This window comes from Mycobacterium sp., assembly GCF_049647605.1.
Classification (GTDB): domain Bacteria; phylum Actinomycetota; class Actinomycetes; order Mycobacteriales; family Mycobacteriaceae; genus Mycobacterium.
This window is the reverse complement of the sequence record NZ_JBARXZ010000018.1, coordinates 1-25,612: the sequence shown is the minus strand read 5'-3', so window position 1 is coordinate 25,612 and position 25,612 is coordinate 1. Positions and strand designations below refer to the sequence as shown.

The 25,612-nt window shown below is 65.8% G+C and carries 26 protein-coding genes; 6 read left to right on the top strand and 20 right to left on the bottom strand.

The window, feature by feature from the left end; genetic code table 11:
* From WBB07_RS02515 to WBB07_RS02505, 3 genes are all read left to right on the top strand, one after another.
* Nucleotides 1-640, top strand: a 640-nt coding sequence (locus WBB07_RS02515) for an SDR family NAD(P)-dependent oxidoreductase (RefSeq protein ID WP_526304447.1), incomplete at its 5' end; no start/stop codon positions are given.
* 17 nt (nt 641-657) lie between these two features.
* Nucleotides 658-1,857 carry an AI-2E family transporter gene (locus WBB07_RS02510; protein WP_526304445.1) on the top strand — a complete coding sequence of 400 codons (1,200 nt, stop codon included), beginning with the start codon at nt 658-660 and terminating at the stop codon, nt 1,855-1,857.
* A gap of 10 nt (nt 1,858-1,867) precedes the next feature.
* A complete protein-coding gene (locus WBB07_RS02505; protein ID WP_526304443.1) occupies nt 1,868-2,137 on the top strand; it encodes a YdeI/OmpD-associated family protein in 270 nt (89 codons plus the stop codon).
* Here the strand turns inward: WBB07_RS02505 and WBB07_RS02500 are convergent, their stop codons facing one another.
* The 10 genes from WBB07_RS02500 to WBB07_RS02455 all read right to left on the bottom strand — a co-directional run bounded on the left by WBB07_RS02500 (nt 2,138) and on the right by WBB07_RS02455 (nt 11,121).
* A complete protein-coding gene (locus WBB07_RS02500) occupies nt 2,138-3,139 on the bottom strand; it encodes an amidohydrolase family protein (protein ID WP_526304441.1) in 1,002 nt (333 codons plus the stop codon).
* A 74-nt stretch (nt 3,140-3,213) separates the two neighbouring features.
* Nucleotides 3,214-4,287, bottom strand: a complete 1,074-nt coding sequence (locus tag WBB07_RS02495) for an ABC transporter substrate-binding protein (RefSeq protein WP_526304439.1) — start codon at nt 4,285-4,287, stop codon at nt 3,214-3,216.
* Nucleotides 4,288-4,310: 23 nt separating this feature from the next.
* On the bottom strand, nt 4,311-5,120 hold the full coding sequence (locus tag WBB07_RS02490; protein WP_526304437.1) for an ABC transporter permease: 810 nt from the start codon (nt 5,118-5,120) through the stop codon (nt 4,311-4,313).
* Nucleotides 5,120-5,920 carry an ABC transporter ATP-binding protein gene (locus WBB07_RS02485; protein WP_526304435.1) on the bottom strand — a complete coding sequence of 267 codons (801 nt, stop codon included), beginning with the start codon at nt 5,918-5,920 and terminating at the stop codon, nt 5,120-5,122. The genes WBB07_RS02490 and WBB07_RS02485 overlap by 1 nt, the downstream gene beginning before the upstream one ends.
* Nucleotides 5,917-6,831 carry an ABC transporter permease gene (locus tag WBB07_RS02480; protein ID WP_526304433.1) on the bottom strand — a complete coding sequence of 305 codons (915 nt, stop codon included), beginning with the start codon at nt 6,829-6,831 and terminating at the stop codon, nt 5,917-5,919. The genes WBB07_RS02485 and WBB07_RS02480 overlap by 4 nt, the downstream gene beginning before the upstream one ends.
* Before the next feature lie 29 nt (nt 6,832-6,860).
* On the bottom strand, nt 6,861-8,057 hold the full coding sequence (locus WBB07_RS02475; protein ID WP_526304431.1) for an aromatic ring-hydroxylating oxygenase subunit alpha: 1,197 nt from the start codon (nt 8,055-8,057) through the stop codon (nt 6,861-6,863).
* Nucleotides 8,058-8,087: 30 nt separating this feature from the next.
* Nucleotides 8,088-8,510 (bottom strand): cupin domain-containing protein, encoded by a 423-nt coding sequence (locus tag WBB07_RS02470; RefSeq protein ID WP_526304429.1) that lies wholly within the window; start codon nt 8,508-8,510, stop codon nt 8,088-8,090.
* A 285-nt stretch (nt 8,511-8,795) separates the two neighbouring features.
* Complete coding sequence (locus WBB07_RS02465) at nt 8,796-9,299, bottom strand: nuclear transport factor 2 family protein (protein WP_526304427.1); 504 nt, start codon at nt 9,297-9,299, stop codon at nt 8,796-8,798.
* Between the two features lie 328 nt (nt 9,300-9,627).
* Nucleotides 9,628-10,425 (bottom strand): dienelactone hydrolase family protein, encoded by a 798-nt coding sequence (locus WBB07_RS02460; RefSeq protein ID WP_526304425.1) that lies wholly within the window; start codon nt 10,423-10,425, stop codon nt 9,628-9,630.
* Between the two features lie 30 nt (nt 10,426-10,455).
* On the bottom strand, nt 10,456-11,121 hold the full coding sequence (locus WBB07_RS02455) for a DUF4245 family protein (RefSeq protein WP_526304424.1): 666 nt from the start codon (nt 11,119-11,121) through the stop codon (nt 10,456-10,458).
* Between the two features lie 55 nt (nt 11,122-11,176).
* Here WBB07_RS02455 and glpX point away from each other — a divergent pair, with 55 nt between their 5' ends.
* Entirely contained in the window at nt 11,177-12,223 is a 1,047-nt protein-coding gene (glpX, locus tag WBB07_RS02450; RefSeq protein ID WP_526304422.1) for a class II fructose-bisphosphatase, read from the top strand.
* A gap of 22 nt (nt 12,224-12,245) precedes the next feature.
* A complete protein-coding gene (locus WBB07_RS02445) occupies nt 12,246-13,664 on the top strand; it encodes a class II fumarate hydratase (RefSeq protein ID WP_526304420.1) in 1,419 nt (472 codons plus the stop codon).
* A gap of 164 nt (nt 13,665-13,828) precedes the next feature.
* On the opposite strand, the gene WBB07_RS02440 is transcribed toward WBB07_RS02445, so the two are convergent.
* The 8 genes from WBB07_RS02440 to WBB07_RS02405 all read right to left on the bottom strand — a co-directional run bounded on the left by WBB07_RS02440 (nt 13,829) and on the right by WBB07_RS02405 (nt 22,855).
* Entirely contained in the window at nt 13,829-14,173 is a 345-nt protein-coding gene (locus WBB07_RS02440; RefSeq protein ID WP_526304418.1) for a DUF732 domain-containing protein, read from the bottom strand.
* A 101-nt stretch (nt 14,174-14,274) separates the two neighbouring features.
* The gene (locus tag WBB07_RS02435) at nt 14,275-15,492 is read right to left on the bottom strand and encodes a cation:proton antiporter domain-containing protein (RefSeq protein WP_526304416.1); all 1,218 of its coding nucleotides are present in this window, start codon (nt 15,490-15,492) and stop codon (nt 14,275-14,277) included.
* Complete coding sequence (locus WBB07_RS02430) at nt 15,489-16,298, bottom strand: polysaccharide deacetylase family protein (RefSeq protein ID WP_526304414.1); 810 nt, start codon at nt 16,296-16,298, stop codon at nt 15,489-15,491. The genes WBB07_RS02435 and WBB07_RS02430 overlap by 4 nt, the downstream gene beginning before the upstream one ends.
* A gap of 4 nt (nt 16,299-16,302) precedes the next feature.
* Complete coding sequence (phoH2, locus tag WBB07_RS02425; protein WP_526304412.1) at nt 16,303-17,604, bottom strand: RNA 5'-3' helicase PhoH2; 1,302 nt, start codon at nt 17,602-17,604, stop codon at nt 16,303-16,305.
* Nucleotides 17,605-17,797: 193 nt separating this feature from the next.
* Nucleotides 17,798-18,625 (bottom strand): acyl-ACP desaturase, encoded by an 828-nt coding sequence (locus tag WBB07_RS02420; RefSeq protein WP_526304410.1) that lies wholly within the window; start codon nt 18,623-18,625, stop codon nt 17,798-17,800.
* A gap of 129 nt (nt 18,626-18,754) precedes the next feature.
* A complete protein-coding gene (gene glyA, locus WBB07_RS02415) occupies nt 18,755-20,032 on the bottom strand; it encodes a serine hydroxymethyltransferase (protein ID WP_526304449.1) in 1,278 nt (425 codons plus the stop codon).
* Between the two features lie 74 nt (nt 20,033-20,106).
* A complete protein-coding gene (locus WBB07_RS02410) occupies nt 20,107-21,621 on the bottom strand; it encodes a glycine hydroxymethyltransferase (protein ID WP_526304408.1) in 1,515 nt (504 codons plus the stop codon).
* A 34-nt stretch (nt 21,622-21,655) separates the two neighbouring features.
* Nucleotides 21,656-22,855: a DUF885 domain-containing protein gene (locus WBB07_RS02405; protein ID WP_526304406.1), complete on the bottom strand. Its 1,200-nt coding sequence runs from the start codon at nt 22,853-22,855 to the stop codon at nt 21,656-21,658.
* 63 nt (nt 22,856-22,918) lie between these two features.
* Between WBB07_RS02405 and coaA the strand changes: the two genes are divergently transcribed.
* The gene (gene coaA, locus WBB07_RS02400; RefSeq protein WP_526304404.1) at nt 22,919-23,857 is read left to right on the top strand and encodes a type I pantothenate kinase; all 939 of its coding nucleotides are present in this window, start codon (nt 22,919-22,921) and stop codon (nt 23,855-23,857) included.
* Nucleotides 23,858-24,005: 148 nt separating this feature from the next.
* Here coaA and WBB07_RS02395 read toward each other — a convergent pair whose 3' ends face one another.
* The gene (locus WBB07_RS02395) at nt 24,006-24,479 is read right to left on the bottom strand and encodes a hypothetical protein (RefSeq protein WP_526304402.1); all 474 of its coding nucleotides are present in this window, start codon (nt 24,477-24,479) and stop codon (nt 24,006-24,008) included.
* Between the two features lie 96 nt (nt 24,480-24,575).
* The coding region (locus tag WBB07_RS02390; protein ID WP_526304400.1) for a hypothetical protein at nt 24,576-25,612 on the bottom strand (1,037 nt) is incomplete at its 5' end.

Genomic DNA, 25,612 nt, shown 5'->3' with positions numbered 1-25,612 from the left:
ACTCGGCGCACCGCATGCCGCCGCGGTTGTCGACGTCACCGACGAGGCGTCGGTGCAGGCGCTCTTCGGTGACGCTGCGGCGACCGCGGCCCCGGAAATCGTGGTGAACTGCGCAGGATTCAGCGGGTTCGGACTCCTCACCGAGTTACCCGTCGACCAGTTCCGGGAAGTGGTCGACGTCTGCCTCACCGGCGCCTTCGTCGTCATCAAGCACGCCGCCCAGCGGATGGGCGCAGGTGGGGTGATCGTGTCGCTGGCCTCGTTGAATGCCCGGCAACCCGCGATCGGGATGAGCGCGTACTGCTCGGCGAAGGCAGGCCTGGCGATGCTGACCCAGGTAGCGGCCCTGGAACTCGGTTCGCGCGGCATCCGCGTCAACGCCGTCTCCCCCGGTTTTGTCCCGACCCCGCTGACCGAGCCCGCGGCACTGGTCCCCGGTGTGGTGGAGGACTACATCGAGAACACCCCGCTCGGGCGCACCGGCACAACCCAGGACATCGCCGACGCGGTGGCCTTCCTGTGCTCGGACAAATCGTCATGGCTGACAGGTGAAGTGCTCGACCTCAATGGCGGCGCACACCTGAAGCGTTACCCGAATGTCCACGACCACCTGATGAAGTTCGCGGCCACGACACAGTAGGCCCCTAGACTGGCGCGATGCTCGACGACTTCACCCGCACGCAAAAGCGCGCTCTTGCCGTTCTGCTCGTCGTCGCACTCGCCTTCGGCGTGTACTTCCTGCGCCGCTACGTGGTGCTGATCCTCGTCGCGGCCGTGGCGGCCCACCTGTTCTACCCGCTCTACTCCCGGCTCACTCGGCGCTTCAACAACGCCATCTCGGCCACGCTGACCCTGCTGGCGGCGCTGGCCACCGTGGGAATCCCCTTGGGCCTGGTCGGTTTCCTGGCGTTCCTGCAAATCGGGCAGATGGTCTCGAGTATCGGCCACTGGGTGCAGCGCACCGATCTCAATGCGCTGGGAACACGGATTCTGGCGACTGCAAACGAAGTGCTGTCGAAGGTGCCGTTCATCAACATCAACCTGACGCCGGACTCGCTGCGGGGTTACGCCACCAAGGCGGGCCAGGCCACCGGCGAAGCGGTGCTCAACTTCGTCAGCAGTTCGGCAGGCGGCATGGCTTTTGCGCTCGCCGCCGCGATCATCTTCCTCTACGTGTTCTTGTCGCTGCTCACCAACGGCGACAAGGTGCTCGACCTGATCCGGAAACTCAATCCGCTCGGCGAAGAGGTCTCCGATCTGTACATGGCCAAGATCGCCGCCATGGTGCGGGCCACCGTTCGAGGTCAGTTCATCATCGCGGTGTGCCAGGGTGTGGCCGGCGCGATCTCGATCTATATCGGTGGCCTCCACGAAGGCTTCTTCATGTTCGCCATCTTCTTGACCGCACTGTCGTTCATCCCGTTGGGCAGCGGCATCGTGACCATTCCGCTCGGCATCGGAATGGCCTTGACGGGCAACGTCATCGGCGGAGTCTTCGTGGCGGTGTTCCACGTGTTGGTGGTCACCAACATCGACAATGTGCTGCGCCCGTTCCTGGTGCCGAAACAGGCCTACCTGAATCCGTCGTTGATGCTGCTGTCGGTGTTCGCCGGCCTCGGGATGTTCGGATTCTGGGGAATCGTGCTGGGCCCCGTCATCATGATCATCATCGTGACGACCATCAGCGTCTATCTGGCGGTCTTCAAGGGCATTCCCATGGACTCCGTGGACGACGACCAAGACGACGACAAACCGTCACGCTGGCAACAGTTGATCGCTCGCCTCACCCGCCGAGGCGAGCCGGCCACCGATTCCGACAACCAGGAGTCGGCACCCGCATCCGGGAACACGCGCTAACCTCGGGTGGGTGAGCGGCCAACAAGTCCCCGGCGGGGTGGTGCACGAGCTTCCGACGGATCTGCGCGCGGCACTGGTCACCAACGCCGAGGCACTGGCCGCCTGGCATGACATCACCCCGCTGGCGCGCAACGAGTTCATCTGCTGGGTCGAAGACGCCAAACAGGACAAGACCCGGCAACGCCGGATCCGCCGGACCCAGGAAGAGCTGGAAGAGGGAATGCGCCGGCCCTGCTGCTGGCCGGGTTGCAAGCACCGGGAACGCACCGGAAAGGCCTGATCAGAGAATCACGCCGCGCTCCCCGCTGGTCATCGCCACCACCTCACCGATCAGCTCGAGACCGACATAGGGGTTGCGCATGTCCGCACCGGTCTCGAGCCCGATGGTTCGACGGGAACCCGGATCGACGATGACCGTCGACGGCTCCACCAGTGCCGCGGTCCCGAAGATGGCGGCCGGCGCGTCGGTCACCTTCGGCCACAGCAAACTCAGTGGAATCCGTTCGGCCTCCGCCAGGGTCAGCAGCGCCGCCAGCAGGTACCGCTGGCTCGACAATCCGGGGCCGGTCGCGCCGTGAACGGGCGCATTGTCATCCGTGGCGATCATGTCGATGTGGGTCTCGAGAACGTCGAGCAGCGAGGTACGGTCACCGCCGCCGGGAACCGGGGGGAGCACGTGTAACCGCTCGGCGCGGTCAGGGGCGAGATCGAGCAGATAGTGCGGCGATGTCTGGATCGTCGCCCCGGGGGTCGATCGCATGATCTCTGCCGAGACCTTCGACCTGGCGTGGCGATGGTGCAGAGGGCCGCCGCGCAACTCGGCCACCCACTCCAGTGCCTCGTCATCCCACGCATAGACCACCGCCTTGAGTCCGGCCCGCCAGATGGCCTCGATGTTCGCGGTGAAGTTCGGGTCGGGTGAGTAGAGCTTGCACACCGGGGCCCAGCGGGACCGGATCTGCTCGGCGTGTCCGGCGAGCCAATCGGCGAAGCCATCGGTGTCCTCCGGCTCGATCGACAGCACCGGGATGTAGCGCGGTAGACGTGTAGCGGCACAGAAGTCGGCGATGTCGTCGACATCGAAGTGCCGGACCTGCTGCCATTGCAACGCGGTGTTGACGTGTGAGACGCCACCGGCGAGCGGGCTGTGGATCTCTTGATGCCGCAACCCCTGTTCGAGCAGCGGGATGTGCGCGTCGCCGTCATAAATCCCCGGCAGCGCCCAGAGCTCGGTCCCGTCGATGATCGTCGGTGCCGGCGCCGATGGCGACTCGACAGACACGGAAACAGTGGCACGACTCCCGGCCAGAGGGTGAAAAACGTTCTCGAACAACACAGTTCGTCGGGACAACAGCGTCATGGGGTCACATTCTCCAGTGGGGTGAAGGTGGCATTGGTCAGGTCGGTGTCGCTGATCTGCGCCACCGCCTGGTCGTAGATGTCGGTGCGCATCAGCTCCGTCAGATCCGGCGCTTGGCCGATGACTCCGGTCTCGGAGAGCACGTCGGCGGTCTGTTGGAACGCACCTTCGTCGAGAGTGCCCAGGGGTAGGTCCGACGACCAGATCGACTTGTTCATCTCGTTCATCTGCCACAACATGAAGTCGCTGTCCATGGTGGCCCCGGCCTCACCGACGATCCGCACACAGTCGTCCGGATTGTCCCGGCAATACGCCTGGCCACGTAGTGTCGCGGCCACGAAATCGACTGCCGTTTCAGAGTTGTTCGCGACAAAATCACCATTGCCGAACACCTGCAGACCGATGGTGTCGGTGCCGTCGGAGGCATAGTTGTACACCGTGAGGTCCTCGACCGGCACACCCGCCTGGAATACCTGTCCGACCTCGTTGTAGGCGTAAGCCGAGGCCAGATCGAGTTCGCCGTTGAGGAACTGCGACATGTCGAAGCCCTGCTCGACGAGGGTGACGTCGGTGTCCTTGTCCATCCCGTGGTTGGCCAGCGACGCGTACAGTGAATTCACCGACGACCAGATCCCAATGCGCTTGCCGCGCCAGCTCTCCGGAGTGGTCAGCTCGTCCTTGGCCCACGAGAGCAGCCGCAACGATGATTCCTGCTCCAGCTGGGCCAGCGAAACCAGACCGGCGCCAACGTCGTTGGAGGTCAACACGTTGCTGCCGGCGTCGACTCCGAATTGGGCGCTACCTGCGCCCACCAGTTGCTGGGCGTTGACATCGGGGCCTCCGGGCCGGATCGTGACGTCGAGGCCGAGCTCCTCGTAGTAACCGAGGGCGTCAGCGGCGTACACCGATGCGAACTCCGGTTGGACAACCCACCCGGTCACGACGGTGACCGCACCGTCGGATGCGGAGCTCGATTCATCACTGCTACAACCGGCCACCACCACTGCAGCAGCCAGACCCACGGCCGCCATGGCAGCCCTGCGACCCGAACATTTCTGGACAACGGACATTGTTATGACTCCTTGATAGATGGTTACGACGGGCGGCGGGACGTATGCCAGCGCGATACCCACCTGTCGAGTAGTGACAGCGCGAGATAGAGCACCAGCGCAAACAGGAAGGCCACCAGCGCTGCGCCCCACATGTCAGCCACCCGCGATTGCACCGCCGTCGATTTGATGAAAGTGCCCAGGGTATTGAGTTCGCCGCCGAAGAACTCGGCGATGATCGCGATCGAGAACGCTGTCGGTACCGCGACGCGCAGCGCACTCATCGCCGAGGGCAGCATGGACGGAACATAGAGCGTCAGTGCCGTTTTGACCGGCGACACCGACATCGATCGGAAGGCCTCGATGAGTCCGCGGTCGGTATCGCGCAGCCCGGCCAGCAGGAAGCTCACCGCGATCGGGTACACCGCGACCGCGACCACAAAGATCCGCGAGGACGGCGTCAGGCCGAAGAAGACGTTGGCCAAGGGCACGAGTGCAACCATCGGCAATGCCAGCAGAGCGGCCGCTGCGACTTCGGCGATCCGGCTCAGCGCCGGAAGACGAAAGACCACCAGTGCCGTCAGTGTTCCTGCTGCACAACCGAACACCAGACCCAGTAACGCCTCCCGTAGGGTATTTACCCCCAGCCTGAAGAAGAAGGCCGGCCGCTCGACGAAGGTCTCCCAGACCGCCAACGGTGTCGGCAGCACAAAGGGCTTGATTCCCGCCGCGGTCACCGAGAACTGCCACAACAGGATCAAGGCAAGCACCGTGGCCACGGGACCGAAACACATCAACACCGTGCGAAGGGGTGCCGATGCGCCCCGCCCGACCCGTGCCGGCGTCAACGTCATCACCTGTGCACCTCCGAGCCGCCCGGTTGCGCGGCCACCGCCAGTTGCCGACGGACATCGGTGGCGATCTTGAAGAACGCCTCCGACTCCGCGAGTTCCGGATGCCGCTCCCGCGGCAGCGGCACCGGGATATGCGCCAGGATCCGGCCGGGCTTGCGCCCCATCACCAGGATGTCGGTCGACAACGCAACCGCCTCGGCGATGCTGTGGGTGACGAAGACCACCGTTTTGCCGGTGCTCGCCCACAGCTCGTGCAGTTCGTAGTTCAGTCGCTCACGCAGAATCTCGTCCAGCGCACCGAACGGCTCGTCCATCAGCACGATGCGGGGGTCGCTCACCAACGCTCGGGCAATCGCCGCCCGCTGCGCCATCCCACCGGACAGCGTGCGTGGGTTGGCGTCGATGTACTCCCCCAGACCGACCCGACGCAGCTCGCGAACCGCCCGGTCTTTGCGCTCGGCGGCAGGTAAACCCATTGCTTCCAAAGGCAACTCGACATTGCGACGCACGGATCGCCAGGGCACCAGGTTGGGGGCCTGGAACACCATCGACATCGAATGATTGCGTCTGGCGTCCTCGGGACTGCCGAACCCCACGCGGATGCTCCCGGACGTCAGTGGCTCCAGGTCCCCGATCACCCTCAGCAGCGTCGATTTTCCACAGCCGGACGGCCCGATCAGCGACACGAACGAGCCTGCTTCGATGGTGTGGCTGATACCACCCAGGATCAGCGCCGGCCCGTAGCACTTGACCACGCTGTCGAGCACGATCGAATCGGAAGTGGCCAGGCTGGTGGTCATCGGGAGCCCTTCGGTTCGACAGGTGTGCGGAGGACAAAACGGGCAGCAGCCGCGGTGATCCCAGAGACGGCGTACACGAGCAGCACTCCCCCGACCATCGCGGCCACGGCGGCGCACCACAGCGCCTCGGGGTCGGTCAGGTAGTACGACGCCGCCGACAGCAGTGTCATGGAGATCCCGCTGGAGCGACCGCTGGGCAGTTCGGCGACGATCGCCCCGACCACCGCCAGCGCCGTGGCTGTGCGAATGGTGCTCACCACAGCAAGGGTCGCTCGCGGTATCTCCAGACTGGTGAACACCTTCAGCCTCGACATGCCGCAGCTGCGGAACAGATCGCGTTGATCTCGCCCGGTGTCGGTGATCGCACGGGCCACCGCGATGTAGATCGGGAAGAACGCCAGGATCGCTGCGATGAGCGCCAGGGAAACCCATCCGTCGCCCAGGATGATGACCAGAGCGGGCACGATCGCCACCAACGGAAACGTCTGTGTCGCCACCAGAACCGGAGTCAGGGTGAAGGAGGCGACGCGGGACTTCGCCGACACCACCCCCATGAAAACACCGATGACGATGCCGACAACCACCCCGGCGACGGCCTCCAGCAGGGTCACCCCGAGGGCAGACGTCAGTGACACCGCCCTGGTGTCTCCGTTGGGGAGCGTGTCACCGAAGGCCGCCAGCACAGACCAGCTGTGCGGCATGGTCGTGTCGGACACCCCAAAGCCGGCCTTGGCCAGTTCCCAGATCCCCACCACGGCGACAACCGCGGCGACCGTCCAGCCGATCGACGCCACCGCGATGCGATCGAGGACCCGGCTGACGCCCGTGACCGCGTCGCGCCCCGTCGACGGCCCGCCCGATACCCGCGGCTGATGCAGCGGGCGCGAGGCAGTGAGCTCTCCGACAGACATGTCGTATCTCCCTTGACCTCTCGACGCCGTCAGGCGTCCGGCGACAGCGACTTGGCATGCGCCTGATACCGCAGCGCCAGCCAGCGGTTGACCTGTGGCAGCGTGGTCTCCTGCCAGCTGTAGCGGCCGCGTTTGGCGTAGCGGGAACGCTGGCCGTTCTGCATCCGCTCGTTGGTGACCATGTCCTGGTCATTGATGACCTGGTTGACGGCATTCTGCATCTCGAACGCCCACTCGAACCCGGGCGACTTCTTCGTCGACGACGGAAACAGCCAGGCCACCCGGAGCGTCATCTTGTTGGCCCCCTCCGGGGTGATCAGGAAGTAGAACACCTGCTCGGGACTCAGCGCGAAGAACACCGTCGGCAACACCGACGCGAACATGATCCGGGTGCGCCGTAGGTCGTCGAGGCCCGGGAGGATCGGCAGGATCGCCTTCCCGGTCGGGTTGAAGCCGGCGTCCATGTGTCGGTAGTTCGTCGGATGCATGATGACGTTGTCGGAGTCCTCGAAGTCGACGAACTCGGCCATCGACGCCGGCGCAACGTCGTGGTATCCCATGTGGACAAACGAGGTGTGATAGGGCTCAAGAGCGTTCTCGTGCATGCCTTTCCAGTTCCAGGGCAGGCCGCCGAATTCCTGTGGCGCGGTGATCTCCAGATTCGCGACGTCGTAGATCTCCATCTCCGGCGCCAGTTTGGTCAGCTGCTCGGCCAGTGGCGCAGCGTCGGTGTCCATGTTGGCGAAGATCATCCCGAACCAAATCTCCACCTTGAGGTTCGGCAGCGCCGTCTCCTGACGAAGCTCGGAAATCGGACAGGTCTCCTTCATCTCGGGTGCGGCGACCAGTTCGCCATCGAGGCCGTAGGCCCAGTAGTGGTAGGGACACCGGAACTGCTTGGTATTGCCGTGTTCACTGCTGTCCACCACCGGGTATCCGCGGTGCTGACAGATCGACGACATCACCCGGACAGCGCCGGCAGCGTCGCGGGTGACGATCAGCGGCTCATCACCGACGGTGATCGAGAAGAAATCGCCGGTGTTCGGAATCTGGCTGACGTGCCCGAGACACAGCCATTCCTTGGCGAAGATTGCCTCCTTCTCGAACTCGTAGAACTCCTCGGAGGTGTACACCTCGGTGGGCATGGTGCGGGCGGACTTCACGTCGGCTTCGGGGAGACCGAGCCGGTCGAGCACATCCTGGACCAGTGGTGGAATTTCGTTCACGGCACGACCTTCTGATGGGCTGATGGGGAGTCAGACGTTGCGGACGATGGGCTGTTCGCTGTTGCGAGTCACCACGCAGAGGCATTCGACATCGAGATCGTTGAATTCCTCATGCACCAGACCTCCTGGAATGACCGCGATCTGACCGGCAGAGGCGGTGAACTCTTCAATGCCGTCGGGACCGTGCACACGGAATCGCATGGCACCGCCCACGATGCACACCAGCGACGTCTGGTCGGCGTGATGATGCGGAACCGAGGAATGACCCGGCGGAAGCTTGCTGACTCCCATCCACATTCCACCGGCCGAGGCAGCGGAGCCGCGGGCCAACGCCCCGGATCCACCCCCGGCCGCCACCGAATTGTCGGCGATCAACCCTGAATCGACGACGGTCGAACCACTGGGAAAGGTGATCGTGTCACCATCGGTGACACCAATAGTGTTTTTGGACATGAAGTTTCCTCTTCGGAAGCCGAATGAACGTTCGGGCTGATACGTCGTTGCGACGCAGGTGAGGTGTGCAGACGCCAGGCACCGACACCGGCGGTGTCGCGCTGGATCAGTCGACTGGGCGGCATCATCGGGATATCCCGGCACCGGCGCCGCCGGCGGTCAGAGAACTACGCTGCGCTGATCAGGACCCGCGGTCCAAGAGGAAACCGTTGTGCCCGCGCAGCGGATCATCGCCGCCGACACGTGCCGTCGTGATCGACCCGAACGGGAAAGGACCGGCCGCCATCACTGTGTCACCCGCTCCAAAAAGGGTGTCGCGAGCCAGCCGTCGTCATACGGCGTCTGGAAATCGAGCGTCAGGCGCAGGTGCCGGATCCTCCAGACACCGTCGCGCCTCTCGAAGTCATCGATGTAGTGCCCGCCTTGCCACACGGCAACTTCATCGCGAATGGTGCACGGTTCCAGCAACTTCCATCGACCAACCGCGGTGTCCCCGCGCACGGTGATCTCTTCGTTCGTCAGATAATGAACGGTGAAGTGAAGGCGTTCGGGGCTTTCGGCGAACATCTGCGCAATGGCCTCGCGACCTTCCCATCGCGCGCCGGGAACCGTGCGTCCTGCGTGGTCGAGCTCTTCCCACACGGCGTCTTCGGTGAACAGTTCCCCCATGCCGGTGCGGCGTTTTTCATCGGCCCATTGCATGTAGTGGGCTTTGACTGCGCGCACGGCACTTTCGGCTTCGAGGCGGTCCAGCCGTCGCAGTACCGCCTGCAACTCGGCTGTTTCCATGACCACTCCCTCGGTCTCACCGTCTGCCGAGTGCTTGACGATCTTCGCTGAGTCAGCGATGAAGAAGACCGGTCACCAAGTGCGGCGATGCTGGGCTGATGAGATGAATACTATTTTGTTCCGGGCCTCGCGCAACTCGAGATGTCGGGTAAACGACCAATCGTCCAACGATGTAACCCGGTATTCACCAAGGCAATCCGAACGCAATATTGCCAGGCATCGCTGAACCGTTCTTCATGGCCGCGCAATCAGATTCCCGAACGGCCCAACAGGCCCGGATCACTGCGCCCGCACCTCCCGGCTTGCCGTGCCGGCGCACCCGAGCGGCCTAGAACAGCCGCTCGGTGAGGAATTCGACGACCCGCTTACGCGCCTCGTACGCCGGGTGCCCGTCGACCTCACGCACCTCCTTGGTGAGCACCGAATGCGCCACCCGGTTGAACCCGTCGGGGTTACCTGGGCCGGAATCGATCTCGATCACCTCGAACGCGTCACCGAGACGCTGTTTGAGCGTCGTGAACCGCTCCGCCGGCGACATCGGGTCCTTGCTGAACCGCAACCCCAGCGCACACAGCCCGTCGTCGGCGGCACGCTGTTCGATGATCTTCAACTCCGCCTCGGAAACGCCGGGGTCGCGGCGCTGTCGGGGAGTCAGGGCCAGCGGCAATGACGGTTGACTCATGACCGGCGCCAGCACACTCTCGTCGACCGCGGCGGCCAGCGCGAAACCCCCGGTGAAGCACTGGCCGATGACGCCCACTCCCTTACCCGGTGTCGAGGCGTTGAGGTCGCGGGCCAACGCCCGCAAGAACATCGCCACCGGGCGTTGCTTGTTGGTGGCGAACGCAGCGAACTCCCTGCTGATGCAGCCCCGTGTCAGGGTCGACGCCGCTGCCGGGGACAACGCGGGTGCGCCTGCCGTACCGAACAGCGATGGGGCCGCCACGGTGAAGCCGTTGTCCACCAGATGGTTGCCCAGCGCGAGCACCCCGGGGTGCAGGCCCGGCATCTCGGGAATCAGGACCACACCCGGACCGGCGCCCTTGCGGTAGACGTCATGGGTGTAGCCACCACCGCTGAACGGTTCGCAGCTCCATCCAGCCAGATCAGCCTCGGGTGCGGTCATCGAGAAGCTCCGTTTCTGGCTTGCGCCGGTCTATTCAGCAGGCAACGGTGACTGGCTCTGGGTGGCGCCGGCCAGCGTCTGGAAATCTGCGGGAGACCCGCCGCCGGTGATGGCCAGCTGTGCGGCCCCGATCTTGGTGGTCCACACCGGTTCGTTGCGGCTGTCCTCGGCGGTGGAACCCTCGTAGACCACCCACTGCCTGCCACCCACGTCGACGGTGCCGGTGGGATGCGCGCCAGGCGCGATCGACCACACCAATTTGTCCTCATCGGCGTTGCTCTGCGTCAGGCTCATGTACTTGGTGCCCGGCGTCAGGTAGCCGACGTTGGATACCAGTGCCCGCGTCGCCAGCCCGGTAGCCGGGTCGGTGCGGGCGCCTTCGATACCGTCGCGGCGCCCGGAGTTGGGCTGCCAGCCTTCCGGCAGAGCGGGCATCCGGATCGGGAATCCCAGCGTCTCGGCGTCGGAGCCCAGCGCCCCCACTGCGTCATAGGTGGGGATCGTCCCCTGGGTCGGGCCACTGGCCTGGAACGAACACATTCCCAACAGCCCCGCCAACAGCACACAACCGAGCACCAGGGGAACCATCGACCAGAACATGTCGCGGCCGTCTTGCAGCAACCGCGGCTTTGCCGGTTTGAGCGTCGGCACCGCGGTGCCGCCCTCCTCTGGCGTCTGCTCCGGATGCGTCGTCACGTGTCCAGTATCCCAGCTCCCTACCCGAGGTTCGCTTCTGGGACAATATGTGCTCATGAGTGCACCGTCCGAGCAGCCTGCCCGCCGCCGCGAAGCCCCCGACCGCAACCTGGCCCTCGAACTGGTGCGTGTCACCGAGGCAGGAGCCATGGCCGCCGGCCGCTGGGTCGGTCGCGGCGACAAGGAAGGCGGCGACGGAGCCGCTGTCGACGCCATGCGTGAACTGGTCAATTCGGTGTCCATGCGCGGTGTGGTCGTCATCGGCGAAGGCGAGAAGGACAACGCGCCGATGCTCTACAACGGCGAAGAGGTGGGCAACGGCGACGGACCGGACTGCGACTTCGCCGTCGACCCGGTCGACGGCACCACACTGATGAGCAAGGGCATGCCGAACGCGATCTCCGTGCTCGCCGTCGCCGAACGCGGTGCGATGTTCGACCCGTCGGCGGTGTTCTACATGCACAAGATCGCCGTCGGGCCCGACGTAGCCGACTTCATCGACATCACCTCCCCGATCTCCGCGAACATCCAGCGCATCGCCAAGGTGCGCAAGGCCTCGGTCGCCGATGTCACGGTCTGCATCCTGGACCGTCCGCGGCACGCGAAGCTGATGGAAGAGGTCCGCAGCGCGGGCGCGCGGATCCGGCTGATCTCCGACGGCGACGTCGCCGGCGCCATCTCCGCCTGCCGCCCCGAGTCGGGTACCGACATGCTCGTCGGCATCGGCGGCACCCCGGAGGGCATCATCGCCGCCGCCGCGATCCGCTGTATGGGCGGCGCGATCCAGGCCAAGCTGGCGCCCACCGACGACGACGAACGTCAGAAGGCCATCGACCGCGGCTACGACCTGGACCGGGTACTGAGCACCGAGGACCTGGTCTCCGGCGAGAACGTGTTCTTCTGCGCCACCGGAGTCACCGACGGTGACCTGCTCAAGGGCGTCCGGTTCTTCGGCGGCGGCTGCACCACGCAGTCCATCGTCATGCGCTCCAAGTCGGGCACCGTCCGGATGATCGAGGCCTACCACCGTCTGTCCAAGCTCAACGAGTACTCCGCGGTGAATTTCACCGGGGACACTTCCGCCGCCTATCCACTTCCGTAACACCACGAGCAAAAGGGAGCACATGACCGACACCGACGGCGCAGTCGACGGCGACTACCGCATCGAGCACGACACCATGGGTGAGGTCCGGGTACCGGCTCGCGCCCTGTGGCGCGCGCAGACCCAACGGGCCGTGGAGAACTTCCCGATTTCCGGGCGCGGGCTGGAGCGCGCGCAGATCCGGGCGCTCGGGCTGCTGAAGGCCGCGTGCGCGCAGGTGAACAAGGACCTGGGGCTGCTGGACGCCGAGAAGGCCGACGCCATCATCGCCGCCGCCGGCGAGATCGCCGACGGTCTGCACGACGACCAGTTCCCCATCGACGTGTTCCAGACCGGGTCGGGCACCAGCTCGAATATGAACACCAATGAGGTCATCGCCTCGATCGCGGCGGCCAACGGGGTCACGGTGCACCCCAACGACCACGTGAACATGTCGCAGAGCTCCAATGACACGTTCCCGACGGCCACCCACATCGCGGCCACCGAAGCTGCTGTCCGCGAACTCATTCCGGCCCTGGAGATCCTGCACGAGTCGCTGGCGGACAAGGCCCGGCAGTGGCGTACCACCGTCAAATCCGGTCGTACCCACCTGATGGACGCGGTGCCGGTGACTCTCGGCCAGGAGTTCGGCGGCTACGCCCGTCAGGTGCAGGCCGGCATCGAACGCGTCAAGGCGACGCTGCCCCGGCTCGGTGAGCTGGCCATCGGCGGCACCGCGGTCGGCACCGGGCTCAACGCCCCCGACGGCTTCGGCACCAAGGTGGTCGAGGTATTGGTCAGCGACACCGGCCTGGCCGAATTACGCACTGCGCAGGACGCTTTCGAGGCGCAGGCAGCCCGCGACGGATTGGTCGAGGCCTCCGGTGCGCTCAAGACCATCGCGGTGTCACTGACCAAGATCGCCAACGACATCCGCTGGATGGGGTCCGGACCGCTGACCGGTCTGGGCGAGATCCAGCTCCCGGATCTGCAGCCGGGCAGCTCGATCATGCCGGGCAAGGTCAACCCCGTCATCCCCGAGGCCGTCACGCAGGTTGCGGCGCAGGTCATCGGCAATGACGCCGCTGTTGCGGTGGGCGGTCTCTCGGGTGCGTTCGAGCTGAACGTCTACATCCCGATGATGGCCCGCAACATCCTGGAGTCGTTCCGGCTGCTGACCAATGTGTCCAAGCTGTTCGCCGGGCGCTGCATCGACGGGCTGGTGGCCAACGAGGCGCACATGTTGGAGCAGGCCGAGTCGTCGCCGTCGATCGTCACCCCGCTGAACTCGGCGATCGGCTACGAAGAAGCCGCCGCCGTGGCCAAGCAGGCCCTCAAGGAGCGCAAGACCATCCGGCAGACGGTCATCGACCGCGGCTTGATCGGCGACAAGCTCTCCGAAGAAGAACTGGACCGTCGGCTGGACGTCCTCGCCATGGCGAAGGTTCGCGACGGCGAGTGAGCGCTTGCGCGAACGAGCCCGGAGCACACAAGCCGAGCGACGGCGAGTGAGCGCTTGCGCGAACGAGCCCGGAGCACACAAGCCGGGCGACGGCGAGTAAAACGTTCGGACCGCGCTCGGCGTGAGGGCCTCTCGGGGTTTCTCACGCCGAGCGCGGTACCGGCTCAAGGCTGTGGCACGTACCCGCCGGCGGATTGCCGCAGCGCCCAGATCTCGGCGGGGCAGAGCTCACCGGTGGCTTGGCTCAGCAGATATGACGCGCCGTATTCGTCGGTGCGGAAGTGCTCCCGAATGGATGCGGCCAGTGCCGGATAGGCCTCGCCGGCACGGATCCGGTCACACAGGCTGTATCCGTATCCCAGAGCGGCGTCAGCGTTGGCGAAGTTGTACCCCGGCTTGACTGTCACATTGATCAGGTAGCCGATCTGATCTGCTGCCGCTGTCGGCGCGGTGCCGATGGCCCCCGCACAGGCAATCGCGGCCAGGGCGCTGACGAGCACTGGTCTCATAACCGCTGAGCGTAAAGCATCGCTGGGCTCACGCCGGCGGATTCACCGCACCAGCCGTACCGGCGGTGTGAGTTGTCCACCTGGTGGGAAACGGTTGCGGGCTACGGTCTTGAGGAGTCGGGGGCCAGCCGATCGCGCTGGACCAGCCGAATACCCAGCGGTGTGGTCAGGCTGTGCACCACCAAGCTGAGCGTGACGGTCACGACCACCGTCTGGGTGATGAGGTCGATCTCCTGGATTGCACCCTCGTGGACAACCAGCAGCCCCAGCACCAGGGTGCCGATCCCGCGCGGGCCGAACCAGCCGATGAACAGCCTGCTGCGGGCCGGCATGTTCGTCCGGATCAACGCCACCCATACCGACACCAATCGCACGCCGAACACTGCGACCACTGCAAACAGCACCACCTGCCAGCCCGCGTCGCGCCATCCGAGGACCACCGCGGCCGCCCCGAACATGGCGAACACCAACAACTCCAGCAGGCGCCCGGCCGCATCGGACACCTGGCGTGGCACCTCGGCCCCGGTGCGCAGCGCCACCAACGCGTACGCCAGGCCACCGGCGAAGGCAGCGACGAAGCCGCTGCCGTGGAACATCTCCCCCACTTGGAAGCAGGCCAGCGCAACCGCGACCGTGGCCAACTGCGCCCAGATCTCGTCGATCCAGCCCCGCTGGAACGACTTTGCGATCAGCAGGGCACCGGCGATGCCCACTGCCGCACCGGCACCCAGAGACAACAGTTCGGTGCGGATCAGGAACCAGCCCCAGCCCGAGGGGTCGGACTGGGCGCGTTGCGACGCCAACGCCAGCGCGCCGAACAGGGCCGCCAACGCGAATCCGTCGTAGCAGCCGCTTTCCACCGCGAGTGCATGCCGAACCCGTTCCGGGATGCGCCGGTCTTCCAGGAGTGCCTCGATGAGCGAGACCTCCAGCGGCGCGACGATGGCGGCCAGACACACGGCCTCCCATACCGGTACTCCCGGCAGTAGCAGCAATGCCGCCGCCGTGCCCAGCCCGATGGTCAATGGGATGCCGATCAGGATCAGCCGGAAGCTGTCGTTCCCGCGGCGCAATACGGTACGCAAATCCAGTTCGGATGCCTGGTTGAACAGGATCACTGTCAACGCCAACTGTGCGATGACGGTGAATGTTGCAGTATCCGCGCCGATTTCGAGGATGCCGAGACCAGAGGGCCCCAACAGCACACCGGAGACGACAAAGATCAATCCCGGCGCGATGTACCAGCGGGTCACCAAACCGGAGACCACTGCATAGCCCAACACCAACATGGTGAGCACAAAGGCAGATTCGGTGGTCATCCTCGGATACCGCCTGGAATGTCACGCAGCTCGTTGACCGGCGGCCCGTTCTCGCGACCACCGTAACTGCTGCCGGGGGTCCGCGGACCCAGCAGCCGACTCACCGTCACCGCGTGATAACCGTTGTTGTGCAGTACCGGAAGAATCCCCTCGACCAGGTCGACGGTGGAGGAGAACGTGTCGTGGAGCAACACCACGGCGCCCGGCCTGATCTGTGACATCAGTACCGCTCGGGAGGCCGCGATATCGGTGTCGTTGATCCAGTCGTTCGGAACGACGTCCCAGTTGACGGCTGCCATGCCCTGTCTGCCCACCTCTGCCAACACCCCGTCGTTGATCATTCCGAATCCGGCCCGCATCAGGGTCGGCCGCTGCCCGGTCGCCGCCTGAATCGCCGTGGTGGTCTTGCTCAGCTGGGCGGCGACTTCACCGGCGGAGATCGTCGTCAGGTCCGGGTGACTCCAGGTGTGGTTGCCGATCTCCATTCCGGCGTCGGCAATTCGCTTGGCGGCGGCGGGATCTGCTGCCACCTTGTTCCCGACGAGGAAGAAGGTGGCCGTCGCGTCGGCGGCCGTCAACACCCGCAGCAGTCGGTCGGTGTGTGGGCCCGGCCCGTCGTCGAAAGTCAACGCCACGCATTTGACCACCCGGCAGTCGACGTCAGCGGCCGTGGCGGAGGCAGCGAACCACAACGAGGCGCCCAGCAGCCCTAAAGTCGCCAGTACCCGACCGATCACGGCCACCAGAGTAGCGAGTTGGGCGCGCCCGCAACGGCTCAGCCGTCGCTGGCGCGCCCACCCCCTCATCAGCTCAGGGCAGGATCTCTTCCAGCATCTCGGTGACCAGCGCGGCGATCGGCGAACGCTCACTGCGCAGCAGCGTGATGTGCGCGAACAGCGGGTGGCCTTTGAGCTTTTCGATGACTGCGGCCACGCCGTCGTGGCGACCCACTCGAAGGTTGTCGCGCTGGGCGACATCGTGGGTGAGGACCACCCGCGACCCGCTGCCCAGCCGGGACAGCACGGTCAGCAGCACGTTGCGTTCCAGCGACTGCGCCTCGTCGACGATGACAAATGAGTCGTGTAGTGAGCGGCCACGAATGTGGGTCAGCGGCAACACCTCGAGCATGCCGCGCGACTGCACTTCCTCGAGGACGGCCGGGCTGGCCAGCCCTTCCAGGGTGTCGAACACCGCCTGGGCCCACGGCCCCATCTTCTCGCTCTCGCTGCCCGGTAGGTAGCCGAGTTCCTGGCCGCCGACGGCATACAGCGGACGGAACACCACGACCTTACGCTGGGTGCGGCGCTCGAGGACGGCTTCCAGGCCGGCACACAGCGCCAACGCCGACTTGCCGGTACCGGCTTTGCCGCCGAGTGAGACGATGCCCACCGATTCGTCGAGCAGCAGATCCAGTGCCACGCGCTGTTCGGCCGACCTTCCCCGGAGGCCGAACACTTCGCGGTCACCACGGACCAACTGCACCTGCTTGTCGGCGTTCACCCGGCCCAGGGCACTCGAGCTGCCGGCGAGAAGCCGAACACCGGTGTGGCACGGAAGATCCCGCGCTTCGGCCAGATCAGCCTCGCCGTCGGCGAACAGGGTGTCGATGTCCTCGGCGGCCACGTCGAGCTCTGTCATGCCGGTCCAGCCGGAGGTCACCACATCCTGGGCGTGGTACTCATCGGCGGTCAGACCCACCGCGCCCGCCTTGACCCGCAGCGGGATGTCCTTGCTGACCAGGGTGACGAGCTTGCCCTCGGCGGCCAGATTGGCTGCGCACGTGAGTATCCGGGCATCGTTGGTATCTGTCCGGAATCCCAGCGGCAGCACGTTCGGATCGCTGTGGTTGAGCTCGACATACATGGTGCCGCCGTGCGTCCCGACCGGGATCGGCTGATCGAGGCGACCGTGCTCGAGCCGGAGGTCGTCGAACATGCGCAATGCCTGCCGGGCGAACCAACCGAGCTCGTGGTGGTGGCGTTTGGCCTCCAACTCACTGATCACGACCAAGGGCACGACAACTTCATGTTCGGCAAACCTGGTGGCTGCCCAGGGATCCGAGAGCAGAACAGACGTGTCGAGCACGTAGGTCCGAACCGGTGAATTTGTCACGTGGCGCTCCTCGACTCCAGCGGCCCCGCGGAGATGTTTCGGCGGGCGCTGCGGCACCAGGACCGGGGCCGGTCCTGCCGTAGTCGCTACGGGAGGTACCGCCCGGACAGCAGAGCATGTCGCTAGCCATCGACAGCGACGCTACCCCCGTTTCAGGGGCCGCGCCGCGCAGGCGCGCTCAACATTCTCGTGACTATCTCGTTACCAATTGGGCGAGGGCGGGGTTGTCCGCGAGGCCCAACGCGACGATCTCGTCGGAGATCACCTGACGCAGCTGATCAGGACCGAAAATGCCGGACTCGGCGACGGTGACCAGCTTGTCGGCGTAACCGTCGATATCGGCACCGGGCACCTCCAGGATCGCGGCGCGGGCGGCGATGGCCTCGATGGTCTCGGTCTCGTTGTAATCCAGGCACCACCGCAGGAGGTTGGAGAAGAACAGTTCGTGCCGCTCCTCGTCCAACGCGATCTTCTCGACCATCGCTTTGAGCGTCGGCTCGTCGATCTGCTCCGCCAGGCGGCGGCAGAACACCGCGTAGGTCCGTTCGAAGAGCGCCATGAACGCCAGCGTCTCCAACTGACTGTCCTTGTCGGCCCGGTAGCCCTTTGTCACGTGCTCGACCCGGACGTCTTCGTTGGCCGTCGGATCAAAGTTGCGGGTCACGACCAGATAGTTACGCAGCACAATCGCGTGCAGGTGCTCTTCGGCGGTCCAGCGCCCCAGCCAGCGGCCCCACTTCCACTCCAGGATGAAGTGGTTGACGAGTTCGCGGTGATAGGCCGCCAGGTTGTCCTTGGTGATCAGCAGGATCTCCAGCGCGTCGACGACGTGCTTGGGCAGCGTGACCTCGGATTCGTCCCAGTCGGTGCCGCCGAGGAAAGCGAAGTTCTTGCCTTCGTCGAACGGCACGTAGTCGTGCGCGAACCATTCAGCGGCGGTATCGATGTGGCGCTGATAGTTCTCGGCGACAACCGGTTCTATGTCCAGCGTCAGCGCGTTGGCGACAGGAAATTCAGCCATGAATTAACTGTAACCCGAGTTCACACGTTCCTTGAAATCGGTGCAGGCGTGTCTGGCAACTGGTGACTTAAGTCCCTCGGCCCTGTCTCCGGGCGGAAACCTGCCCCCCGATCACCACCGGCGATCGCGCTAGCGGTGCAGCCTCCACTCCTCCAGACCCTCGTACAACGGGAACTGCGCAGCCAACGCCGCCGTCCGGTTCCGCAGGCTTTCCACGTCGGCGCTGTCCCCTTGGGTCAGCGCGGTGGCGATCACGTCGGCAACTTCGGCGAACTCACAGTCACCGAACCCGCGGGTGGCCAGCGCCGAGGCGCCGATTCGCAAGCCGGACGCGATCAGCGGCGGCCGGGGATCATTGGGCACGGCGTTGCGGTTGACGGTGATCCCGACCGCATGCAGCAAGTCCTCGGCGGTCTTGCCGTCCAGCGACGACTCCCTTAGGTCCACCAGCACCAGATGCACGTCAGTGCCGCCGGTGACAACCCGGACGCCGGCCTGTGCGGCATCGGCTCCCAGCAGCCGCTCGGCCACCAGTTGCGCTCCGGAAAGCGTGCGTCGCTGACGTTCGGCGAATTCCGCGGTTCTTGCGATCTTGAAGGTGACGGCTTTGGCGGCCACCTCCTGCATGGCCGGACCACCCTGGACACCCGGGAACACCGCGGCATTGACGGCTCTGGCGTGCTGGTTGCGGCCCACGATGAGCCCGGCCCGCGCCCCGCCCAAGGTCTTGTTGACAGTGGTGGAAACCAGATCGGCGTGTGCCACCGGGTTGGGATGCACACCGGCCGCAACCATCCCGGCAAAGTGCGCCATGTCCACCCACAGGTGGGCGCCGACCTCGTCGGCGATCGACCGAAACGCCGCAAAGTCCTGGATACGCGGGTAAGCCGTCCATCCGGCGACCAGCACCCGGGGCCGGAACTGCAACGCCGCGGCCCGCACCGCATCCATGTCGAGCAGCCCCGTCTGCGGGTCCACCCCGTAGAAACCCGACTCGTAGATGCGTCCGGAGAAGTTCAGCTTCATCCCGTGGGTGAGATGTCCGCCCTGGGACAGATCCAGGCCCAACAGCCGCTCCCCCGGCGACATCAGCGCCGCCAGCACCGCACTGTTGGCCTGTGCCCCGGAATGTGGCTGCACATTGGCGAATTCGGCGCCGAACAGCGCCATCGCCCGGTCGCGGGCAATGTTCTCGATGGCGTCGACGTACTCGCAGCCGCCGTAGTACCGGCGGCCCGGCAGCCCCTCGGCGTATTTGTTGGTCAGCACACTGCCCTGCAACTGCAGGACCGCGCGCGGAGCAAAGTTCTCCGACGCGATCATCTCCAGCGTGTTGCGCTGCCGCCCGAGTTCGAGGTCCAGCAGCCCGGCGATATCAGGGTCGACATCAGCCAGTGGAGCGGACAGCACGGACTCGGTAGTACGCAGCAAAGCAGTAGATGTCACGCGTGAGAGTGTGGCACAGGTTCCCCGCGCCGACGTCAGGTCAGCGTGAGGCCGGGGTACAGCGGGTTGGCGGCCAGCAGTTCGGCAGCCGCGGCGTGCACCCGCTCGGCGGTACCGTCGGCGAGGACGTACTTGGCCTTCGACGGCCCCGATGAGGCGGCCGCCGGCTGCGTGTTCGACAACACCTCGACCACCAGCTCGGCCACGCGATCGAAGTCTTCGACACCGAAACCACGGCTGGTCAGCGCCGGCGACCCGAAGCGGATACCGCTGGTGTACCAGGCGCCGTTGGGGTCGGCCGGGATGGAGTTGCGGTTGGTGACGATGCCGGCATCCAGCAGAGCCGATTCCGCCTGACGCCCGGTGAGCCCGAACGACGTGACATCCAGGAGTACCAGATGGTTGTCGGTGCCACCGGTGACCAGCCGGCCGCCGCGCTTGAGGAAGCCATCGGCCAGCGCCTGGGCATTGTCGGCGACGCGCTGGGCGTACACCTGGAACTCGGGCTGACGGGCCTCCGCCAGAGCAACCGCCTTGGCGGCCATCACATGCGACAGCGGGCCGCCGAGCACCATCGGGCAGCCCTTGTCGACGGCGGGCGCGTACTCCTCGGTGGCCAGGATCAGACCGCCGCGGGGGCCCCGCAGCGACTTGTGCGTCGTCGTCGTCGTGACGTGTGCGTGCGGCACCGGATCCTCGTCACCGGTGAAGACCTTGCCCGCCACCAGGCCGGCAAAGTGCGCCATGTCGACCATCAAGGTGGCGCCCACCTCGTCGGCGATCTCCCGCATCTTGGCGAAGTTCACCCGGCGGGGGTACGCGGAATAGCCGGCTACCAGGATCAGCGGCTTGAATTCCCGTGCGGCCGCGGCGACGGCGTCGTAGTCGAGCAGACCGGTCTCCGGGTTGGTGCCGTACTGACGCTGGTGGAACATCTTGCCGGAGATGTTCGGCCGGAAGCCGTGGGTGAGGTGACCGCCGGTATCCAGCGACATACCCAGCAGACGCTGGTTGCCCAGCTTGGCGCGCAGCAACTCCCAGTCGGCCTCGGACAGGTCGTTGACATGCTTGGCGCCCAGCTCTGCCAGTCCCGGGGCTTCCACCCGGGTGGCCAGAATGGCCCAGAACGCGACCAGGTTGGCGTCGATACCGGAGTGCGGCTGCGCGTAGGCATACGGGGCGCCGAACAGCTCGCGGGCATGCTCGGCAGCCAGGGACTCCACGGTGTCGACGTTCTGGCAGGCCGCGTAGAAGCGGTGTCCGATGGTGCCCTCGGCGTACTTGTCGGAGAACCACGTACCCATGGTCAACAGCACCGCGGGTGAGGCGTAGTTCTCGCTGGCGATCAACTTCAGCGAATCCCGCTGATCGGCCAGCTCTTTGCGGGTGGCGGCGGCAACCCGCGGCTCGACCGATTCGATGACCCGCAGCGCGGCCTGGTAGGCCTCACTGGCGGTCGCAGCGTAGTCGGCACCCGGCGCGACGTAGGAATTTGCGCTGGGCGCCACGGACGATGCTGCGCCTTTTGCGGCAACGGAATCGGCAGTCATGGGAGCAAGGGTAGTCGCCGAGTTTCCGCGCCGGTCAGCCTGCCCGGAGGCTGGAAGGGATCAGCGGCTCGTCGAGCAGCCGGGCGAACCGTCCGGTCAAGGTGACCTCGCCGGGTCGGGCATCCAGCCAGCCCCGCAACAGCCGATATCCCTCGACATAGGTGCTGGTGTAGGCCCGCCACAGCGGTGAGGACAGGAACCGCAGCGCCTGACGGGCGCGGGCGTCGTTGACCAGCAGCCACCGCTGCAGGAACGCCGCGACTTCGTCGGCGTCACGATGTTCGTCGTGCAGCATCAGCGCCGCATCTTGGCGAACATCGGCCAACTGCACCGAGGCCTCCGAGATCGCCTCGGCCCGTTCCCCGTCGAACTGCAGACCCAGATCGGCGTAGATTTCGGCGGCCCAGGTGCCCCACCCGGGACCGATCACCGCATACAGCGCCAGATCGGCCAGCCCCTCCGCCATCAGGCACTGCGGGGTGTTGACCAGGAAAATGGTCTGCTCCAGCTGCCCCTGCTCGTCCACCAGGCCGGCCTCTTTGCGGCAATGCTCGGTGTGGTGACCCGGGTAGGACTCGTGGGCCACCAGCCTCGGCAGGTTCGACATCTGCTGCTTGAGGTCGGCGTTGACGGCAACCGTGGACCGGAAGTCACCTTCGTAATAGTTGAACCCCGACCAGGGTTTGTCGGTGACGATCTCGTAGTTGATGGTCTCGCGGGCATCGAGCGGGAAGTCGGCCCGCACCCGGTCCCGCAGCGCACTGGAAAACGCTTCGATGCACTCCCCGAGACGATCCGCAGGAATCTCTTCACCCGCGCGGTAGGCCTGCATCCGCTCCAGCAGCGGACCGCTGCCGCCGAGTTCCCGGTCCAGTCGAGCATGAGCCTCGCGGTAGCGGTCCGGATCGCCCTTGCTGATGGTGACGTCGAAATAGTCGCGCACCTCGTCGACAAAGCCGACGGATTCCCCGGCGAACTTGCGGCCGGCGCAGGCCAGCGCCCGCAGGTGAACACCCAGGTAGTCGACCCGAGAGCCGTCCAACGCCACGTCGGGGAGGGCTTCGAGTAGCCGGTGAGCCTGCCGCGTCAGCTCAGCTGGGTCCGGCGCCGGCTCTGCCTCCACGACCTGGCGCAACGCTTGGTCGCCGGTGAAGGAGTCGACGTATCCCTTCTCGATCCGATCGAAGCGCAGCCCCAGCAACAGGTACTCACGAATCAGGGTGTCCGGCTCCATACTTGACACCGTAGCGGCCACCTCGCGTTCATGCGCCCGGGCCGATGCGGTATGAACTTACCCATGGCGCGCCTGAGCGAGCCGAGCCCCTACGTGGAGTTCGACCGGAATCAATGGCGTGCCCTGCGTATGTCCACGCCGCTGAAACTGACCGAGGCCGAAGTCCTCGGCCTGCGGGGCCTCGGGGAGCAGCTCGACCTGCTCGAGGTCGAAGAGGTCTACCTTCCATTGGCCCGGTTGATCCACCTGCAAGTGGCGGCTCGGCAGCGATTGTTCGCGGCGACAGCGGAGTTCCTCGGCGAGCCGCAGCAGAACCCGGACCGGCCGGTCCCGTTCATCATCGGTGTCGCCGGCAGCGTCGCGGTGGGCAAGTCCACCACCGCCCGCGTACTGCAAGCACTATTGGCCCGCTGGGGGCACCATCCCCGCGTCGATCTGGTGACCACCGACGGCTTCCTCCACTCGAACCGGGAGTTGACCCGTCGAAACCTGATGCACCGGAAGGGTTTCCCCGAAAGCTACGACCGTCGCGCCCTGATGCGGTTCGTCACCTCGGTGAAGTCGGGTGCCGACCAGGTCACCGCACCCGTTTACTCGCATCTGATCTACGACATCGTGCCCGGCGAGGTGCACGTCGTCCGCCATCCCGACATCCTGATCCTGGAGGGACTCAACGTCCTGCAGACCGGGCCGACACTCATGGTGAGCGACCTGTTCGATTTCTCCGTCTACGTCGACGCCCGGATCGAGGACATCGAGCAGTGGTACATCTCGCGGTTCCTGTCGATGCGGGCCGGGGCATTCGCCGATCCGGCGTCACACTTCCACCACTACGCGACATTGACCGACGAACAGGCCATGTTCGCCGCACGTGACATCTGGCATTCGATCAACCGGCCGAATCTGATCGACAACATCTTGCCGACCCGGCCGCGGGCCACGCTGGTGCTGCGCAAGGATTCCGACCACTCGATCAACCGGCTGCGTCTCCGCAAGCTGTGAGGTCGGCGCGGCGATTTCGGCGCGTACCCCAGTTGGCGGTGAACATGCCGCCCAGCCCTCTCTCCCCCTCGTCCCTCGGGCTCGTCGACCGGCCGGTACGCGCCGAAATCAAACCCTGCGCGGCGTAACCTCTTCCGCCGCGCGCCTGTCACGCCATACGCCTCACCCCCACGTACTGAGCGATCGCGAACCCGGTCGTATAGGTCGCGCTGAACCAGAGCACCGTCACCCCGAGCGCCGTCAACGGCAGCCAGCCCGACACCACGATGGTGATCGCCGCCGTGGTGCACACCAGGTTGGCGACGATGACGCCGATACCGGCCCGGCGCACTGATTCCAGCCCGGTCGCCGAGCCCGAGGGACGAGGGCGAAAGCGGGCCGGGCCCATCATCTCCAGTCCGGCGAGGCGGAACACGACCACGCCGTAGAACACCAGCGCCACACCGACGACATACTCCTGGGCCGGGGTGAACCCGGTCGACGACTGCAGGTGGTCCGGCCACAGGAACGCCGCAGTGGCCAGCGCCAGCCCGCCCAATCCGGTCACTACGGCGTCCCATCGCAGGGCCGATCGCAGCAGCGAATCGGTGGCGGAGTCCGAACGGGCGATGCTGGCAGTCATGTGGCGCTCCAATGCTCTCGAGTGGGTTCCTACACCCATCGATGCTGCTCAGCGGCCACTGCCATATCGATACTCGGCGCTGCCAAGTACTGCCAACTAGCCGGAGGACACCGGCGCTCGGCCACGCAGGTCGGTGGCGATCACCCGCGCTGCCGCGTTCTGCCAGTTGTGCAACGACCGCTGCGGTACCTCGGTGACCAACCACTGCCACGCCTGGCGCGCCACCGGATCCAGGCCGGCGGCGGTGGCGTTCTGGGCGTACGCGCGCACGCCGACGACGTACGGGAAGTACAACGAGTTGTAGTGGCGCCACTGCTCGGTGGTGCCGAAGTCGCCGCCGTCTCGGGGTTTGAGCGCGGCGATGCGATCTGCGAGCAGAGCCCGCAGTTCTGTAGCCCGTTCCAACGGCTGATCGGGGGCTCCGCGCGCAGCCAGCCGCTCGTCGACCACCGGCAGGGCCGTCAACGGGCTGGCCACCAGTTTGGACAGATCGCCGTAGTGACCGAGGGCACGACGGGTGAGCCGGACGAACGTGGCATCGTCGACGTCATCGAGCGGACTCGCCGACCGCAGCGGCAGCGCGGCCTCGGTGCGCCGCAGCGCCGAGCGGTCAGCCCGCAGTTGCGGAGAGAATGCCAGCCGGTCCAGCGCCCCCGCCAGCGGGTCGGCCAGCACTGTGATGGCCAGCGCAACGGCCAGGCTGGTGAACAGCAGCACCGTGAGCACCGGTCGGCCTGCGGCACCGACGATGGCCAGACCGATCAACGCTTGCCCACCGAACACCAGCCCTACCAGCACTGATCCGACGAACGAGCGCAGCATGTCGGCCCGCAGCACCTGGCCTTCGTCGAACGCGTCCCACAATGCCACCGCCACACCCAGCAGCAGAATGTCGAAGCCGGTGGCAGCCAAGGCAAGCCAGCTCGGCACCAGCCCCAACGGGATCACCAGGATGGCGTTACCCAACGCAAAGAACAGTGTCGCGACAATCAGCACGCCCGTCACCGAGCCGGGACGTTGCCGTCGCACATACGCTCGGGCCATCGCCGCCAACGACGACACCGAAATTGCCGCGAACATCATCCAATGCCCGAGCCGCAGCGGCCCGTCCACCCCACCGGCCAGCGCCGCGC